This is a genomic window from Acidobacteriaceae bacterium, from assembly GCA_028283655.1.
GTDB lineage: Bacteria > Acidobacteriota > Terriglobia > Terriglobales > Acidobacteriaceae > Granulicella.
The window spans coordinates 2,958,420-2,976,411 of sequence record JAPWKE010000003.1 but is presented as its reverse complement, the minus strand read 5'-3'; the positions used below and the strand labels follow the sequence as shown (position 1 = coordinate 2,976,411).

The 17,992-nt window shown below is 62.3% G+C and carries 12 protein-coding genes; 3 read left to right on the top strand and 9 right to left on the bottom strand.

The window, feature by feature from the left end; translation table 11 throughout:
• Positions 1-13 precede the first annotated feature (13 nt).
• Positions 14-2,383 carry an NHL repeat-containing protein gene (locus PW792_15330; protein MDE1163295.1) on the top strand — a complete coding sequence of 790 codons (2,370 nt, stop codon included), beginning with the start codon at positions 14-16 and terminating at the stop codon, positions 2,381-2,383.
• Positions 2,384-2,586: 203 nt separating this feature from the next.
• Here PW792_15330 and PW792_15325 read toward each other — a convergent pair whose 3' ends face one another.
• From PW792_15325 to PW792_15305, 5 genes are all read right to left on the bottom strand, one after another.
• Complete coding sequence (locus tag PW792_15325; protein MDE1163294.1) at positions 2,587-5,271, bottom strand: ComEC/Rec2 family competence protein; 2,685 nt, start codon at positions 5,269-5,271, stop codon at positions 2,587-2,589.
• Positions 5,272-5,437: 166 nt separating this feature from the next.
• A complete protein-coding gene (gene rlmD, locus PW792_15320; GenBank protein MDE1163293.1) occupies positions 5,438-6,727 on the bottom strand; it encodes a 23S rRNA (uracil(1939)-C(5))-methyltransferase RlmD in 1,290 nt (429 codons plus the stop codon).
• On the bottom strand, positions 6,724-7,446 hold the full coding sequence (locus PW792_15315) for a hypothetical protein (GenBank protein ID MDE1163292.1): 723 nt from the start codon (positions 7,444-7,446) through the stop codon (positions 6,724-6,726). The genes rlmD and PW792_15315 overlap by 4 nt, the downstream gene beginning before the upstream one ends.
• Before the next feature lie 149 nt (positions 7,447-7,595).
• Positions 7,596-8,393 (bottom strand): type III pantothenate kinase, encoded by a 798-nt coding sequence (locus PW792_15310; protein ID MDE1163291.1) that lies wholly within the window; start codon positions 8,391-8,393, stop codon positions 7,596-7,598.
• A gap of 40 nt (positions 8,394-8,433) precedes the next feature.
• Complete coding sequence (locus PW792_15305) at positions 8,434-9,279, bottom strand: biotin--[acetyl-CoA-carboxylase] ligase (protein MDE1163290.1); 846 nt, start codon at positions 9,277-9,279, stop codon at positions 8,434-8,436.
• 11 nt (positions 9,280-9,290) lie between these two features.
• On the opposite strand from PW792_15305, the gene PW792_15300 reads away from it, so the two are divergent.
• Positions 9,291-9,743, top strand: coding sequence for a hypothetical protein (locus tag PW792_15300; GenBank protein MDE1163289.1), 453 nt, complete (start codon positions 9,291-9,293; stop codon positions 9,741-9,743).
• Between the two features lie 78 nt (positions 9,744-9,821).
• Positions 9,822-10,022 (top strand): hypothetical protein, encoded by a 201-nt coding sequence (locus PW792_15295; GenBank protein MDE1163288.1) that lies wholly within the window; start codon positions 9,822-9,824, stop codon positions 10,020-10,022.
• 463 nt (positions 10,023-10,485) lie between these two features.
• Here PW792_15295 and PW792_15290 read toward each other — a convergent pair whose 3' ends face one another.
• From PW792_15290 to PW792_15275, 4 genes are all read right to left on the bottom strand, one after another.
• On the bottom strand, positions 10,486-13,245 hold the full coding sequence (locus PW792_15290) for a valine--tRNA ligase (protein ID MDE1163287.1): 2,760 nt from the start codon (positions 13,243-13,245) through the stop codon (positions 10,486-10,488).
• A 216-nt stretch (positions 13,246-13,461) separates the two neighbouring features.
• The gene (bamD, locus tag PW792_15285) at positions 13,462-15,249 is read right to left on the bottom strand and encodes an outer membrane protein assembly factor BamD (GenBank protein ID MDE1163286.1); all 1,788 of its coding nucleotides are present in this window, start codon (positions 15,247-15,249) and stop codon (positions 13,462-13,464) included.
• A 349-nt stretch (positions 15,250-15,598) separates the two neighbouring features.
• Positions 15,599-16,267 (bottom strand): ribulose-phosphate 3-epimerase, encoded by a 669-nt coding sequence (gene rpe, locus PW792_15280; GenBank protein ID MDE1163285.1) that lies wholly within the window; start codon positions 16,265-16,267, stop codon positions 15,599-15,601.
• Between the two features lie 114 nt (positions 16,268-16,381).
• Positions 16,382-17,878 carry an excinuclease ABC subunit C gene (locus PW792_15275; protein MDE1163284.1) on the bottom strand — a complete coding sequence of 499 codons (1,497 nt, stop codon included), beginning with the start codon at positions 17,876-17,878 and terminating at the stop codon, positions 16,382-16,384.
• Positions 17,879-17,992 lie beyond the last annotated feature (114 nt).

Below are 17,992 nucleotides of genomic sequence, written 5' to 3'. Positions count from 1 at the left end.
CACCAGGTGCCACATGCTTTCTTGCCGTACCTTCCTGCGGGTCGTATCCTCCCTCGTTCCTGTCGCCGTGCTTCTCACCGGTTGCTCCGGTAGTACGTCGAGCACCACCACGCCGACGACTCCGCTCACCGTTACCGGCGGAGCCTATGCCACAGGTATCGCGACCCAGGCCTATAGCCAGGCCATCGTGATCAGCGGTGGAAAGGCTGCCTACACCTGTACGGTTTCTTCGGGAGCAGCCCCCAGCGGTCTGGTGGTGAGCAGCGGCTGCGTCATCAGCGGAACACCACTCGTTGCGGGTTCTTCCTCCTTTACGGTTTCTGTCTCTGACTCGTCCTCGCCGACGCTCACCAGCACCGCGACGATCAGCATTCTGGTCAACCCGGCTCCGCCCATCATTACGACGACGACATTGCCTGCTGGCGCGGTTGGAACAAAGTACAGCTCTGCGCTCACGGTCACCCAGGGAACCTCTCCCTACACCTGCTCGCTCGCGTCGGGGTCTTACCCCGGTGGCCTCTCCTTCGCCAGCGGCTGCACGCTTTCGGGAATCCCCACCGCAGCCGGAACGTACAGCATTGCCGTGAAAGTGACAGACTCCACCAACCCCGTAGAGAGCGGAACCGGAACCGTCAGCCTGACGATCAACGCCTCCCCCTACACCGGCGTCATCGCTGGAACGTCGCCTGTTATCGGCGCGAGCGTGCAGATCTACGCAGCCGGAACTACTGGCAACGGTCTGGCACCCACCGCGCTGCTCACCACCCCGCTTGCGACGGACGCCAGCGGTGCCTTTGATCTGAGCACCGCTTCCTACACCTGCCCTTCGCCTACGGCGATCACCTACTTTGTTGCCACGGGTGGCAAGGTCGGCTCGACCTCGGCGGTCACCAATACCGGATCGGTGCTGATGTCCTCGGTCGGTGCCTGCTCCAACATCGCGACGACCTCGTCGCTGGTCATAAACGAAGCTTCGACCGTGGCCTCGGCCTACGCCTTCCAGCAGTTCCTCACGGCTGGAGCGAAGATGGGTGCGACTTCGACGAACCTCAGCGGCATTACTCTGGCGTCGAATACCTTCCAGAACCTGGCAAACCCTGCCAGCGGCACGCTGCCCGGTGCGAACTTCCCCTCCAACGGTGTCGCTCCCACGCAGAAGATGAACCTGCTGGCGAACGTAATGAACGCCTGCCTGACCGCTACCAGCCCCACCGGCACGGCTTGCTCGTCGTTTTACTCTGCGGCGACGGTCAACGGCCTCGCGCCCACCAACACCCTCGACGCGATTCTGAACCTGGCGAAGAACCCCGGCCTCGACACCGGGGCGATGTACGCGTTGGCCTCTGGCCTCAGCACCTACGCGCCGCAGTCCACAACGCAGCCCTCTGACTGGATGCTCTGGTGCACCTACAGCGGCGGCGGCATGAGCAACCCGACCACGGTCACCATCGACTCCCTCGGCCGTGTTTGGGTTGCGAATTACTTTGCGGTCGCCAGTCTCTTCACCAATACCGGTTCCGCTGTCTTCTCCTCCGGACTCACCGGAAACAGCCTGGAGAACTCCTACGGAGCAGCGGTCGATAAGAACGACTCGCTCTGGGTGGCGAACGAAGAAGGTGGTCCCAGCGGTATAGGTACCGTCTCGGTCTTCACCTCTGCCGGAGCCATCGGCACGGGGTCGCCGTACACCTCCGGAGGCCTCAACTTCCCGATTTCCGTTGCGCATGACACCACGGGCGTCGCCTGGGTCGTTGACTATGGCAACTCGCACCTCACGCTGCTGGACAACAGCGGCACTCCGCTCTCCGGCACCGAAGGCTACACCACCGCGCAGTTCATCTTCCCGGTCGCTGTAGCGGTCGACTCACAGCGTCGCGGCTGGGTCACCAATCAGTCCGACTCCACGGTCGTCCGCGTTGCCGCGGACGGCTCTTCCTTCGTCAGCTACACCGTCGGCCGCGGTCCCAGTGCCGTCGCTATCGACGCAAAGGACAACGTCTGGACCGCCAACTACTACGGCGATACGATCGGCCTTGTCTCCAGCGCAGGTACGGTCGTCTCCGGCTCCACGGGCTACGCCGGTGCCGGCGTCACGCATCCGCAGGGCATCGCCATCGACGGTGGCGGTACGCCGTGGATCTCGAACTACCGTGCCCCCGGCATCTCCGCAGTGGCTGGCGCAAGCACTGCCACGCCCGGCCAGGCGATCTCCGGCACAAGCGGCTTTGCGCCGGACGCCGACCTGCTCGAAGCCTTTGGCATCGCCATCGACCAATCGGGCAATCTCTGGGTTGCCAGCTTCGGCAGTAACACGCTGACGGAGTTCATCGGCCCGGCTGTCCCGGTCAAAACCCCGCTCATCGGGCCGGTTGTCCTCCCGTAACCCAACCACCAACTCCATGTCACAAGGGCAGAGCTTCGGCTCTGCCCTTGTGGCGTTCTGCACCCCGCGTCTGCGTGCTCAAGTGCGTTCGCCTTTTCGGAATTAGGATGGCCTTCAACCCCGCCCCCGGCCTCCGCTCCCGTCGCGTACTTCGCGGGAAAACTTCGTGAACGTTACGTTAAGACTCTCCCTTCCTCGCCACGTCATCTCCCCATCGCATCGGTCTCGCGAAAGCCACCCGTTGCCGGATCCATCAATACCGTCACCGCCCCGAGCCGGTCCGTCCGAAACACCCTCGTGCCTTCCATCTCCAGTGTTTCCAACACCTCCCACCGCGGATGCCCAAACGTATTCCGTCTACCCACACTCACCATCGCCGCCTTTGGTCTCACCGCAGCCGCAAACGCTTCGGTCGTAGACGTCCGGCTGCCATGATGCCCCACCTTCAGCAGCGTTACCGGATGCAGCTTTCCGTTTGCCACCATCGCCGCTTCGCTGCTCCGCTCCGCATCACCTTCCAGCAACGCCTCAGCGTGTCCTGCTCGGACGTCCAGCACCAGCGAATCATTGTTCGCCGCCTCGCGCGGGTTGCTGTACCCAGCCTCAGGAGCGAGCACCACGACCCCCGGCGCAGGAGCGTCCCCTGCTCGCAGCCAACGCACCCGCACCCCCATCTGCTGCGCTTCGGCGACCAGCCTCTGCAGCCCTTCTGCCTTGCCCGGCGCCACGCTCAGCCACAGCTCGCGCGGACGAAAGTTCCGCAGTACTGCCAGCATCCCACCCATGTGGTCGCTGTGCGCGTGCGTCAACGCCATCGCATCCAACCGCGCCACTCCGCGCGACCACAGATAGGGTGAGACCACATCCTCGCCTATATCCCAACGTTCCTGTGGTCGAACCCCACCCACCGGCCCGCCCGCATCCACCAGTAGCGTCCTGCCCTCCGGCGTCACCACCAGCAAAGAATCGCCCTGCCCAACGTCCACCGCCGTCACCTCCAGCAGCCCCGCTGAGAACTGCGGCCGCGGCAGCCACAGCACTGCAAACGCCATCGCCGCTGCAAGAACCGCTGCCCCACTCCACGCCCATCGAGCCTTCGCCCGCAGCGCCCAGCACGCCACGGCTATCGCCGCACACGCGGCCACAACGCGCACCGCATCCGGCCCCGGCAAACGCCACTCCGCCGCCGAGAGCCCACCCGCATGGCCCACAATCGCCTGCAAAAAGTGCAGCCCCAGCGCCACGATCGCCGCCACCGGCGCAGCCAGCCACGCGCTCATCAGCGACAGCAGAAACATCACGACCGTCAGTACCAGCAGCACAAACATCAGCGGCACGGCCACCACGTTTACCGGCAGCGCCAGCAACGCCGCGCGGTGGAAGTGCACGGCCACCGGCAGAGCCATGCACAGCTCTACCGCTGCTCCAAACAGCAGGGCATCGCACAGCGTGAAGAACAATCGCAGCGCCGGAACCACGCAAGCCCCCAGCGGCCTCCACACGCCATCGCGCAGCACCGCTCGCCACAACCGTACGGCAACGCGAAAGCTCACCAGATCCGGTGCAAGCCATGCATCGGCCTCCACTTTCTTCAACGTATTCAGCGTCACGTGATAGCGCCCATAGCTTCGCTCGGCGATCGGTGCCGCCACGCCAGCGGCGGCCACAATCACGCAGAACGTCATCTGAAAGCTCGCCGTAAACAGCGCCCGAGGATCGAGCAGCAACACCGCCATCGCCGCCATGCCCAGCGCGTTCATCGCCGACCGTTCGCGCTGCAGCATCCTCGCCAGCAGGTACACCGCACACATCAACAGCGCCCGCTGCACCGGCACTCCAAAGCCTGTGAGCAGCGCGAATCCTAGCATCAGCAGCAGCGTTACAGGAATCGCCACTCGCTCCGGCACACGCAGCCGCAGCAGCAGCCACAGCAACGCTCCGGCCAGCAGCGTCACATGCAGCCCCGAGACAACGACGAGATGAAACGTCCCTGTCCGCTCCAACTCCTGCCGCCAGTTCATCGCCAGTCCACTGCGTTCGCCGAAGAGCATCGCCTGCAGCGTGCCTTCATCGCCGGCTCGCAGCCGCAACGATTTCGGCCACCGCAACGTCCGCTGCCATTGCACGAACCGGTCCATCCTCGCCACAGCCCACCGCTGCGCCTCCCGCAGATGGCAAGTGGCTGAGACCCGCCCATGCTGCGCCACGATCACTTTCTCGCCCGCAGCCTTCGCCTCCAGCCCGATGCCTTGCTGCAGCAGAAACTCCCGCCGTGACCACGCGCCCGCGTCGCGATACTCGTCCGGCACCTGCAATCGCATTGGCAGGCGCAGCACGTCGCCACAACGCAGCGCCGGAGCCTCTCCCCGCAACATCACGCGAACGCCGCCGTTCATCGGCCGCATGTGTGCCTCGTCAGGAGTCACCTCCTCCACTGCACGCAGCTTCACATCCACCAGCGTCCGAGCAGGCTCGGCTTCCTGCTCCCATCCACCCGGCTCGATCTCCCATGGCTGCAACGCTGCGCCATCCGCATCGCTCTCGCTCTGGGGTGTCATCGGGCGAACGTCCACTACTTCGCCCACAACCTCGCGGCTCAACCCATCCGCATAGCGTGCCGCACTGACCTGCCGCATCGGCTGCGGAGTCACCTGCAGGGCAAACGCCCCTACCGCCACCCACAACGCCAGCACCGCCCACAGCATCACGCGCCGCGCTGTCCACATCGCCACCACTGCAATCACCAACAGCAATGCCAGCGCGACGTACAGGCGAGCCGCTGCGATCCAATGCCGCGCCACGATCTCGCCTGCGGCAAACGCCATCGCAGCGGCCAGCATCGGCATCTGCCGAAAGCGCAGCGGCTCCACGGCAGGCGGATACATCATCCAAAATCTTCGGGCACCTGAACTCAGCATGAAGGGAAGCGCCACTCGTTACGCGTGATGGTTTGCTCCCCAGTGTAGTGCTGCCCTCACCGCTCGGCCACAAAAACAACGAGGAGCACGAATACCTCCGTGCTCCTCGTTATTTTTGCGCTTGAATCTCAGAGCATTACGCTTGACGTTCGAAGACCACCACCGTCTCCATATGAAACGTCTGCGGAAACAGGTCCACCATCGTCACGCCCTGCGCACGATAGCCGCCCTGCTCCAGCACGCTCCAATCGCGTGCCAGCGTCGTCGGGTCGCACGAGACGTACACCACCGTCTTCGGCTGCATCTTCACCAGCAGCTCGCAAGCCTCTTCGCCCGCACCAGCCCGTGGAGGATCAAGCACCACCAACTCTGGCAGCTCGCGCTCCATCACCGCACGTTGCAAAAATGCCAGCGTCGTCGACTCTACCGCGCGATGCTCCTTGCCCAGCTTCTTCAACGCCGTCGCCAGGTCCTTTGCCGCGCCGGGATGCGACTCCACCGCCGTCACCTGCGCAAAGCTCCGCGCCAGTACGCGCGAGAACAAGCCCACACCCGCAAACAAATCCCACGCCAGCGTGCCGCTTCGCCCTGCGGTCACCAACTCTACGAGCTCCGGCAACAGAAACCGGTTCACCTGGAAGAAGCCGCCGCGTGAAACCCAGTAGCTCTCCTCGCCCACGCGATAGCTCAGCCCTGCTGCGCCCCACTCTTCAAAGACCTTGCCCGTCAGTCCGACCTTGGCATCGACCGCGACTGCACCCGCACCTACAACGCTCGGCGCAGCTTCACTCACCGCCTTCATCATGCGGACGAAGCTTCCCTGCGCCTGCTTCGTGCGAGGAGGGCAGAGCAGCGTCATCTGTACCTTGTCGAGCGCCTCGTTCGCAAACAACTCGACGTCCTTTGCCGCTTCGAGCCACGCTGCCGCGTCCACATTCTCAGCAGCCACGCGCTGCAACGCCTCTACGACACTCCACAACGGATCGGCAGCGATGGGGCACATCGTCACCGGCAGAAACGTCGCCGTGCCGCGCCTGTTGTAGCCAAAGTGCAGCTTGCCATCCTCGCGTTCCACGCGTAGGCGGATGCGATTGCGATAGCCGTAGGGCTCACCGGTGCGCTGCGCGAAAATTTCCGGAACCTCTTTCACGCCGGCCTCGCGCAACTCATCGCGCAGGATGCTGTGCTTCATCCGCAACTGCTCGTCGTAGCTCGCCATCTGGTATTGGCATCCACCGCAGCTGCCAAAGTGAACGCACGTTGGCGACACACGCTCCGGGCTCTTCTCCACAAGCGACAGGTTGTCACCCGCAATGGCAACGGACTCTCCGGGAATCCCGAAGGGAATGCGCCACGTGCCGTCCTCGGTCAGAACCTCTCCACCGTACAGCGCCTGTGTCAGTCGCAGCTTCTTCGCCTTGCTCATTCGTGCCCCATGTAAAACAAACTCAATCTCGGCAGTTTGTAGCGTTCCATCAAACGCTTCTGCTCAAACTGCGCGACGATCGTCTTCAACTGCGCCGGTGCCATCTTCGCACGATACGGAGCCAGCTCACCCTCGGCCTGTCCGCGAAGCTCCACCATCTCGTCCTCGCTCACGGCCGCGCGTACCGCAGCGACCAGCCGCTCTTCCATTACGGTCAGCGTGCGGTCCAGTTCGTCCAACGCCAACCCGGCTTCCGCACGCATCTCCTGCGCCAGCCCACGCAGCTTTGTCGCTGCGGCTCCAACCGTCTCTGCGGAGCCTGCCAGCTTCATCGCCGCACTCTTCGTCAACGCGTCCGCATTGCGTTCCAGAAACACCGCAACGCGCTCCTGCTCAAAGCCGCTCTCCGTCGCATCGCTCCGCTTCACGTTCAACGACGCGCCGGTTGCCGCTTCCACTGCTTCTTCGGCAGCTTCCATGACGGCCTGCGAACACCACGCCAGCCCGTTCACCCGTTGCGTCCGACCCTTCGCACGCGAAGCCTTGGCGTCGTACTTGTCGAACGCGCAATCAATCCCGCGCAACACCGCTTCCAGCGGAATCCCTGCCTCACGCCAGGTCTCAATCAACGCCCAGTCAAGCGTCGACAACATTAGAATCGATCCACGCCGCTGGCTGAACCGTTCTTCAATTTCACTAAAGTATTCGAAGTAATTCATTAGAAGTCAGAAAATAGAGGTTAGAAAGTAGAGCGTAAAAGCGACGCGCAAGCGGACAGAACGACGAGACTCGTGAGCAAACTGCATAGCCAAACACCGCTCACCACCGCAAGCCGCACTCTACGCTCTACACTCTAGTCCTCTACGCTCTATCTTCTCCGTCGCTCTTCATTGCGTTCCCAGATCAGTCGCAACCCGGTCAGCGTCAGCATATCGTCCACCTGCTTCAGGTACTTGCAGTCCGCAGCCAGCAGCTTCGCCAGGCCTCCCGTTGCAATCACCTTCGTCTCCGGCCCAAGCTCCGCAATCATGCGCTCCAGGATGCCGTCGATCAAGCCGATGTAGCCGTAGTACAACCCAATCTGAATATTGTCCGTCGTGGACGTGCCAATAATCTTTGCGGGCTTCTTAATCTCCACGCGCGTTAGCCGTGCCGCACGGGCAAACAACGCGTCGGCGGAAATCCCCAGCCCCGGAGCAATCGCTCCGCCCAGAAACTCGCCCTTCTTGCTCACCACGTCGAACGTCGTCGCCGTTCCCATGTCGACCACAATCGTCGGGCCGCCCACCAGGTCGTACGCCGCCACGCAGTTCACCACACGGTCCGCACCCACATCGCTGGGGTTATCGGTCAGCACCGGCAGCCCTGTCTTCACGCCCGGCTCGATAAACAGCGGCCGCACCTTAAAGTACGTCTCGCACAGCTTGCGCAGAGTCGGATCAAGCGGCGGTACAACCGAAGACACAGCCACACCGGTAACGATGTCCGTCGTCAGTCCGCGCATCGCAAACAGCGTCTGAAACAGCACACCAAGTTCATCAGGGGTCTCGCGCGTCGGCGTCGTGATGCGCCAGTCCGCCACCATCGTCGCGGGCGTCTCTGCGCTCGCCGGACGGTACAACCCCATCACCGTATTTGTATTGCCTACATCGAGTGCCAGTAGCATCCTGTGCCTGCCCGCCTCGTCTTGAAATTGCACCCGCCCGTCACAGCTCGCGTACGCCTCCGGAGCGCACCGTCCGTGTTCGCCCATCGTCACCTGCGACGAGCAAATACCCGCGGTCATCCAGTCCGGAAGTTTCCCCAGTATAGCCGCCGTCCTCCGGCACACTCACACGTTTGCCCCGCACCCAGGTCGACGCAGCCGTGAACCTCTCCTGCAGCCGCGCATGGCCGTCCGTGGTTGCCTCCAGCCGCGTCAGCTCCAGGTCAAGGTTCCGCAGCATCGCCAGCAGCAGGGGAGTGCGAAACACCGACAGCTTACTCGCCAACCGCAACGACGTCGCCAGCTTCTCCAGCTCCGGCGGAAACGCCGCATGGTGCACGTTCAGGCCCACACCCACCACGGCGTAGCGCAACGCAGGCTCCGGCCCCGGCTCCACCGCCGTCTCCACCAGGATCCCGCCGCACTTCCGCGTCACGCCATCCGCGCCCGCGAACATCAGATCGTTCGGCCAGCGAATATCCAGCGTCACCGCCGTTACCTCGCGCACCGCCTGCTGCACCGCAAGCCCCGTCGCCAGGGAGAGCAGCAACGCATCCGCAAGCTTCAGGGAAGGCTTCACCAGCGCCGATACATACAGCCCATCCCCCGCAGCCGAGTGCCACGCATGGCCTCCACGGCCGCGCCCCGCTGTCTGCTCGTCGGCAACATACGCCGTGCCCTCGGCAGCGCCCTCTGCGGCTGCTGCCAGCAGCTCCGTATTCGTCGAGCCAATCGTCTCGAAGTGCCGCACCTTGCCTGCAAAGCGCGTTCCTACCAGCCCTCCGGCCAGCTTCGTCCTGTCAATTTTGTCTATCGCAACCATCGTCATCCCTGATGCTACTCGCATCCAAACTCAGCATGGCGACGGAACTCTCCATCCCTCTGCTGCACCAGACTGCGATACTTCTGCTCCTTGCCGTGCCCGTCGCCTGCGTCGCCTGGACCGTCACCCACGAAGAGGTCTTCCGCGAGCCGCGCGAGTACTGTAAGCAGCAGTCGCAGACCGCCACCGCGCTGCCCAAGCGTAAGTTCTTCTACCTCTTCACCTGCGAGTACTGCTTCTCGCACTACGTCTCGGCGCTCGCTCTGCTGCTCTTTGACTTCCAGCTTCTCTTCACCGGCTGGCGCGGCTACCTGCTCGCCTGGTTCGCCCTCGTCTGGATCGCGAACGTCTACATGAGCCTCTTCAACCGGCTCCGTCTCGACATCAAGCATGAGAACGTTTCGATCGAGGTGGAGCAGAAATCCATCGCATCAAAACCTGGCCTCACCCCACAGGAAACGGCTCAGGAATTTGCTCGCCGCAGATAACGCAAAGCTATCCGGCGGCGTCTCTATGTGTGTAGCGCGGCCATCAGCGGCTGCCTCAACCCCGGAAGGGAGCGCATCATGTCCAAGCAAGCGTCCAACGCAGGCAAACAGGCGATGATCGCGAACGACCAGCGCAGCAATCCTGCTGCGAGTAGGAAGAGTGCAGGCTCCTCCCTGCGCGGCCACGAGCACACCCGGCCGCAAGGCGATCTTCGCGCAGTTGCCGACCGTGCGGACTCACACAACGCCTATCGTGGAGACTTCAACCGAGGCCACTAGCATCACAACCTCGAGCCCTCCACGTTTCCTCATCCATGAACACTTCTTCGCGCATCGTTGCATCGGTTTCGTACCTTTACCTCACGACTGAAAAGCCCACCGCAACGATGACATGACGCGAAACAGCAGGCCGCCCCGGCGAATACGCCCTGGCGGCCTCGCTGTTTGTGGCCTGGCTGTTTGTAATCATGCCGTTTGCAGTCATGTTGTTTGCGGTCGTGCAGTTTCTGTCTGCCGCACCCCCTATCTGGGAGGTGTTTCCCGTCTGCGCTCTTTGCTACCGTGGCTTCACGAGGAACAAAGCCCGCAGCGGGGCTCGGCTTGCAACGCAAAGCCAGCACAGGCCCGCGTGTTTCCTCTCCACTTTCGCGGTCCGGGCTAACGGACGGTCGGACCGCGTTTTTTCTCTGCACCAACGCACAGAAGCGGCCGATCACTCGGCCGCTTCTGCGTTACAAGGTGCTTACGCTGGCAGAGCCGCCAGCGCAGCTTCTGCTTTCGCCTTTAGCGCTTCGTTCTCCGCGGCCTGCTTCTTCAGCCCGTCGACAACATGCGCCGGGGCTTTCGCCAGGAAGCTCTCGCTGCCAAGCTGTCTCGACGCTGCTTCCAGCCCCTTGTTCAGCTTTGCAATCTCCTTCGTCAGGCGTTCGCGTTCGGCGGGCACATCAATCTGCCGCTCATACATTACCGCGACATCGAAGTTCGCCGTCGACCGCACGCCATCACCCTGCGGAGGCACTGTCGCAACTTCCACTGCGCTCACTCGGGCCTGCTTCGACAGGATCTCCGCGTGCTCTACGGCCAACTTGGCTGCATCGCCCGTCGAATGCACCGCAATCGGAGCGGCTTCTTTCTCCGGTACGCCCATCTCCTTGCGGAGACCACGCACTGTCACGATCAGGTCCTGCAGCGTCGTCATCTCGGCATCAGCCACCGCATCGGCAGGGAAGTCTACAGGCTGCGGATAGCGCGTCAGCGCCACCGACTTCGCCGGCAACTCCGCACCGATCGAAGCATACAGCGCATGGAACAGCTCTTCCGTCAGGAACGGCATGAACGGCGACAGCAACCGCAGCGCCGCTTCAAACGCCGACACCAGCGCGTTCAGCGAAAGCTCTGTGCCTGCGTTCTTCGGTGCGTTGAAGTCCAGTCGCAGCTTGATGAGTTCGAGGTACCAGTCGCAGAACTCACCCCAGAAGAACGCATAGACCGCCTGTGCCGCTTCGTCGAAACGGTACGCTGTCAGCGTGCGCTCCACTTCAGCCGCCACCGCGTTCAATCGCGAGTACATCCAGCGAGTCTCCAGCGGAGCCGCCGAGACATCCACGCCAAGCTGAATCGTGTAGCCAAGCTCCGCTCCACGCACGATGTTCATCTGCAGGAATCGCGCTGCGTTCCAGATCTTGTTCGCGAACGCGCGATAGCCTTCCGTACGGGCCTCATTGAACGCGATGTCTGTGCCCGGCGACGCCTGCGAGGCCAGCGTAAAGCGCACGGCATCCGTACCGTACTTCTCGACGATCGAGATCGGGTCGATCACATTGCCCTTCGTCTTCGACATCTTCTCGCGGTTCGCATCGCGCACCAGCGGATGAATGTACACATCCTTGAACGGCACCGCATCCGCAAGCGTACGCTTGGAGCCGTCCGGCATTGGCACGTCGAGCATAAAGTGCGAGCCCAGCATAATCATGCGCGCCACCCAGAAGAACAGGATGTCGAAGCCCGTCACCAGCAGGTCCGTCGGATAAAACCGCTTCAGGTCCTCCGTCAGCTTGCCCGAGCCATCCCAGCCAAGCACGGTGAAGGGAAGCAGTCCCGACGAGAACCATGTGTCGAGCACATCGGTCTCCTGCACCAGCTCCGTCGCGCCGCACTTCGCGCACGCCGTCGGCGTCTCGCGACCTACGCTGATCTCTGCGCACTTCGCGCAGTGCCATGCAGGGATGCGATGTCCCCACCAAAGCTGCCGCGAGATGCACCAGTCGTGCAGATTATTCATCCACTCGAAGTAGATCTTCGCGTTCATCTCCGGCAGGAACTTGATGTGGCCTTCGCGCACCGCCGCAATCGCGGTCTCGGCAATCGACTCGCCACCGTTCTTCGGCTTCTTGTTCACCGCCAGGAACCACTGCATCGAAAGCCGCGGCTCAATCACCGCGCCCGTGCGCTGCGATACCGGCAGCGTCAGCGTGTGATCCTTGATCGCCACAAGCTGCCCCAGGGCCTCCAGATCAGCCAGAATCTGCTTGCGAGCTTCAAAGCGATCCAGCCCGTCATACTTTGTGCCGGTATTCGCAATGCGCGCCTGCGTGTCCATGATCAACGGCTGCGGCAGGTTATGGCGCTGGCCGATCGCGAAGTCGTTGGGGTCGTGTGCGGGCGTCACCTTCACGGCGCCGGTGCCGAACTCGGGATTCGCCCAATCATCAGCAATGACGGGGATCTCGCGGCCTACGAGTGGCAGTACAAGCTTTTTGCCGAGGAACGCCTTATAGCGTTCATCCTCTGCGTTCACGGCCACAGCCACGTCGCCGAGCAGCGTCTCAGGGCGCGTGGTTGCGATGGTGATCGAGCCCGAACCGTCAGCGAGATCGTAGCGCAGGTGATAGATGGAGCCAAGCTTCTCTTCGTTCTCCACTTCGACGTCGGAGACGGCGGTACCGAGGACAGGGTCCCAGTTCACGATGTACGCGCCGCGATAGATGAGCTCCTGCTCCCACAGCTTCAGGAACACTTCGCGAACGGCGTGCGAGAGGTTGTCGTCCATCGTGAAGTACTCGCGCGACCAGTCCACGCTCGCACCCAGGCGGCGCATCTGGCTGGTGATGTAGCCGCCGTACTCCTGCTTCCACTGCCACACGCGCTCGGTGAACGCTTCGCGTGTAAAGTCCGTGCGCTTCTTGCCTTCAGCGGCCAGCGCGCGTTCCACCATCATCTGCGTGGCAATACCTGCATGGTCCGTTCCCGGAACCCACACGCTCTGCTCGCCCTTCATGCGGTGCCAGCGCGCGAGAATATCCATCTCGGTCTGGTTGAGCATGTGGCCCATGTGCAAACGTCCGGTGACGTTCGGCGGCGGCAGCAGTTGGACAAACGCCTTCTGCATCGGCGCATCCGCGTCCGGGGTGGCTACATCGAACAGCTTCTCGTTAACCCAGAATTCAGCCCACTTGGACTCAATCGCAGAGGGGTCGTATGACTTAGGAAGTTCATGATTCATCGCTCTACTAGGGTAACAAGCGGAGGCAGCGTGTAGAGGGGAAGAGTGTAGAGCGTAGATTTTTAGGGAGTAGGGAGTAGGGAGTAGGGAGTAGGGAGTAGGGAGTAGGGGCATCTCCACCCTGCGTTCCTGCCCAATGAGCGCCATTCTAAGGTCATCCGCCAAAAGGTAAAAGGGCGACCGATTGGCCGCCCTTTTACGCTCTGCACTCTGCTCTTAGAAAGGATTGATCTTCTTCAAGCCCTTCTTCGGCTTATGCTTGCTGGAGCTTTCGTCACCCTTGTCAAATTCGGGCTTCGGATCTTTCTTCTTTCCATCGGCCTTCTGCTCTGCCGCTGGCTGGCTCTTACCGTTCGCTTCGTTCACCTGATCAGGTGCCTCAGCAGGAGCTTCCACCGGAGCAAGCGTCGCATCCGTCTTCGGCTTCACCGTCTTCAGGCCATAGTTCTCATCGGCTGCGCCCGTCGCTGCCGGAAGCGAGCTTGCCGGAGTTCCGCCGCCCGTCGACACGATCGTCGCGCCTACGCCCGTCTCAGTTCCACCGCTCGTCGCTGCCGGAGCCATCTCCGTCGACGTGCCCGAAGTATTCTCGCTTCCCGCCGCCGGTACATCCGACAACGTCGGAGGAGCGGCCGAAACAGGAGGAGCTACATCTGCGGGAGCCGCATCTGCCGGGGCGTCCGCCGCTACAACAGGCTTCGCTGCAGGCAGAGGCTTGGCATTCGGGTTGATCGCTACTTCGTAGTCGCGCGTAATGTCCTCTGCGACCGTAGGAGCGGTCGTTGCCGGAGCATCTTCCAGCGGTGGATCGCCTACCTGCGCCGCAGTCACCGTATCCGGCTTGCGGAAGATCAGCAACTCCAGGCGGTTGCGCAGATCGTACTGTGCGCGGCTGCCTTCCAGAGCTTCGCTGGCCGCTGCCTGCTCAGGCGTCGGCGTCGGAATCGGCATATTCAGCGCTGCCAGGCGTTCCTTCGCGTCCTCAGCATGCGGAGCCGCCGAGTGGTCGACGACAACGCGGGTGTACGCCGCCGTTGCCTTCGTATCAAACGTCTGCTCCAGCTTCGACTTCGACGCTTCGGTCAGGCAGGCCACCTTTACGCCGGGGGCGCACACCGGACGCGCACGAACGGCTGCAGCCTGCGTCGCATACGCGTCGCCAATGCCGATCAGCACATCGTCCATGTGGCTGTACTGCGGATACGTGTCCACAACCGTCTGGTAGCGCGCAATCGACGCCGCCCAGTTCGCATGGCCTGCGTAGAACGCTGCAATCTCAGCCTCGCGTGTCGCCAGAACTTCCTGCACGTCGCGCAGCTTCTGCCGGGCCTGCTTCAAAATCGCGGGCGGGGCATCCGGATACTGCTTCAGCATCGTCCGGTACTCCGTCTCGGCGGAGATCGCCTTCGCGTAATCGCGATCCGGCACGTCCATCTGCTTGAAGTAGATGTCGCCCACGCGCATCTGCGCTTCGGCAGCTTCCGGTACGTTCGGGAAGAACGTAATGAAATCCTTGTACTCCTGCTCGGCCTGCGCCAGCGCGGCAGAGCCGCCTTCCTGGTACCAGCTATCGGCAATCGCCAGCTTGGCGCGCATCTGGTACTGCGAATCCGGGTACGTATTCAGCAACGTCTGCAGGTCCAGACGGGCCACGTCGAAGTGACCCTTCTTCTCCATCAGCAGAGCTTTGTCATAAAGCTGCTTATCAGGAAGCGTTGCGTCTTTCTTCAGCAGGGGGTTGTACTTGTCCTGCTTCCTGATCTCTTTCTTCGTGTCCTTCGTCTGCTGGACACGGTCTTCCTTCTTGACCTTTTCTTTCTTCTTTTTCTTGCCCGGCAACTGTGCCGACATCGACACGTTTGTCTGCGGCTTGCCCTGGCTGTCGGTCGTCGTCGTAGTCGATCCGGTCACCTGCGCATGCAGAGAAAAGGGCATCAGCGCTGCGCCGGAGGCCAACGCCATCACCAGCGCCGAGCGACGGAGAATCGGGGAGGAAAACATCATCGAAAGAAAACCTCATTGCGCCGCCGCGACAGCGCGCCAAATGCGCCTATGCGGGGACTCATTCCATTCTAAATCCCTACACAAATTCGTGCTCAACCCGTTAGACGGCTCCCCTCGCGAATCGCTTCCCTCACCCACAAAACACCCTGTCAACTCACACAAAAGAAAGAAGGAGCACGGATTTCTCCATGCTCCTCTGCGCCTCTCCGTGTTCTCCATGTTCGCTTTCGTTCATTCCTGCCGTCTCCGTATGGCGACGCTTCCCAGCCACAAAACAAACGGGGCAGCCCATAGGACCACCCCGCCGCAAATCCACGCTCTACCGTCTTCCTCTAAGACCTGCCTGGAGCTACTCTCCTGCCGCAGCCCGGGCAATCGTCAGAAACTCCTTGGCATTCTCCACGGTCTTGCCTGGCTGGAAGATCGCCGATCCGGCCACGAGCATATCCGCGCCGGCATCCACCACCGAAGCCACGGTCTCCTTCGAAACCCCGCCATCGACCTCAATGCGGTACTTCAGCCCCTGCTCTTCGCGAATATGCGCCAGCAGGCGAATGCGGTCGACCGCGCGCGGCAGAAACTTCTGCCCGCCAAACCCTGGGTTCACGCTCATCACCAGCACATAGTCCACCATCGGCAGCACTTCGGACAGCATCCCGATCGGCGTCGCCGGGTTCAGCACGACACCCGCCTTACAGCCGTGGTCGAGAATATGCTGCAGCGTCCGATTCAGATGTGGGCAAGCCTCTACCTGCACGCTGATCATGTCCGCGCCCGCCTTGGCAAACTCGGGGATGTACGCATCCGGGTTCTCGATCATCAGATGGCAATCGAGCGGCAGCTTCGTGACCGGGCGAATGGCCTTCACGACCGGCGGCCCAAAGGTAATGTTCGGCACAAAGTGCCCATCCATCACGTCCACATGGACGATGGTCCCGCCACCCTCTTCAGCCAGCTTGATCTCATCGGCCAGGTGCGCAAAGTCCGCTGCAAGAATCGAAAACGCCAGTTCTACCAATGCTCTATGCCTCACTCGCTCGGGATGGCTCAAGTTTACCGCGTCAAGCTTTGCCCTGCTGCTGTGGTTGCTGAGGAGACGGCAGGAAATGGCGCCGAAAAGACCTCTGGTGCCTCATGAAACTCTCGAAACAGGGCTGTCGTCATCACTGCTGCGTTTCTTCCCACGCTTTCTCTTCGGCAACACCGCCACCAGACGCTCCACACCTTCGCGCCCTTCGTGCAGCATCTTCGTCTTCATCGCTGCAGCGGCTTCGCGGTCCACCGGAGCCACCTCCTTCGGCGGACCCAGCACCACTCTCGCCGCGCCATTCAGTACCCGCCGCACCGGCCAGCTTCCATCCGCGTTCGGCAGAAACACCTCGCCAGCTCTCTGCTTCTCCGGCCGGTAGTACCACCGCCGAAATAGCGCCAGAAAATCGCACATCACCGCCAGTGAAACCTCGTTCTGCGCCCGACTCTCCAACCGCTCCACCAACACCCGCACCCGCTCTTCAGGAGGCAGCGACACCGCAGCGATCGCAGGTGCCGCATCAGCCGCAGCCGCCCCTTCCAAGGAGCTTTCTACCCCCTGCACGCTCCCTCCTACACCCTGCTCCAAAGGCACGGCCGACAGCATCAACGGCTGCGCAAACAAGCTCGACCCCACCGCCGTCTGCTCCCGCACCGCCCGCACTCCCAGCGTCGATAACCTTTCCGGCCCGGCAATCTGCCCATGCTCCAGCAGAAACACCGCGGCTTCATCCCCTGAACCCTGGCTCTTCGAGCTTTCCTGCACCACAAGCGCTTGCAACTCCGGCACCGTGCGCACCAACTCATCCGCCAGCGCAGCTGCAGCCTTCACCTTCTCCCACTTCGCATGGAGTTCCGCCGCGCGCTCGAAGTCCATCTCTTCGCTCGCCTTATCGCGCTCCACGGCCACTTCGTTCAGCATCGACTCACCGCGCGTGGCAAAGAACGCCTGCACCCGCGCCGCTTCGGCGGCATACTCGTCCTGCATGCACGCTGCCTTGCAAGGCTCCATGCACTTCTTCATCTCGCCATACGCGCAGCCCGGATGCTCCGGGCTCACCTGCAAATCTTCATAGCAGCGCCGCAGCTTGAACAGATCGAGCACCGCATCGCAGTAGCGCTCCGCCGCCGCCCGCGAAGGGAACGGCCCAAACGTATTCGCCAGCGCCCGCGCACTCAGCTTGTTCGTCGCATATACCCGGGGATGCTCATGCTCCATCGTCAGCCGCAGAAACGCCGGAGCATTCAGCCGCAACCGCTTCCGTGCCTGCTCCTCGCCAAAGACCTCGCGCGTCGCGCAGTAAAGCACCACGGTCGACTCAAACTCTGACCCCGTCGCCGTCCACTCAATCCACCGCACGCGTTCGCGCAGATTCAGCCGCTTCGACAACACCGGCCGCCCCTGATCATCCACCGCTTCCGGCGGAGCCAGCAACCGCCGCATCCGTCGCCGCAGGTCCGCCGCACGCGTCAGATAGGGCTCACCGGCTTCACCTCGTAGCGCAAACACTCCCGGCCCGGCCACAACGCCGCGCAGAATCTCCTCCGCGCCCTCCGGCACGAACTCCACGCGATGCTCAAACTGAAACGTCTCTCCCACAGAAAGGATTCTAGCCAACCCGACCACCGCAAAACCCTGCCAAGCCCTCAACTCACCAAAAGCCGCATCAACACGACTCAAAACTCACAAAAACACGTTGCACAGTTTTTCTAA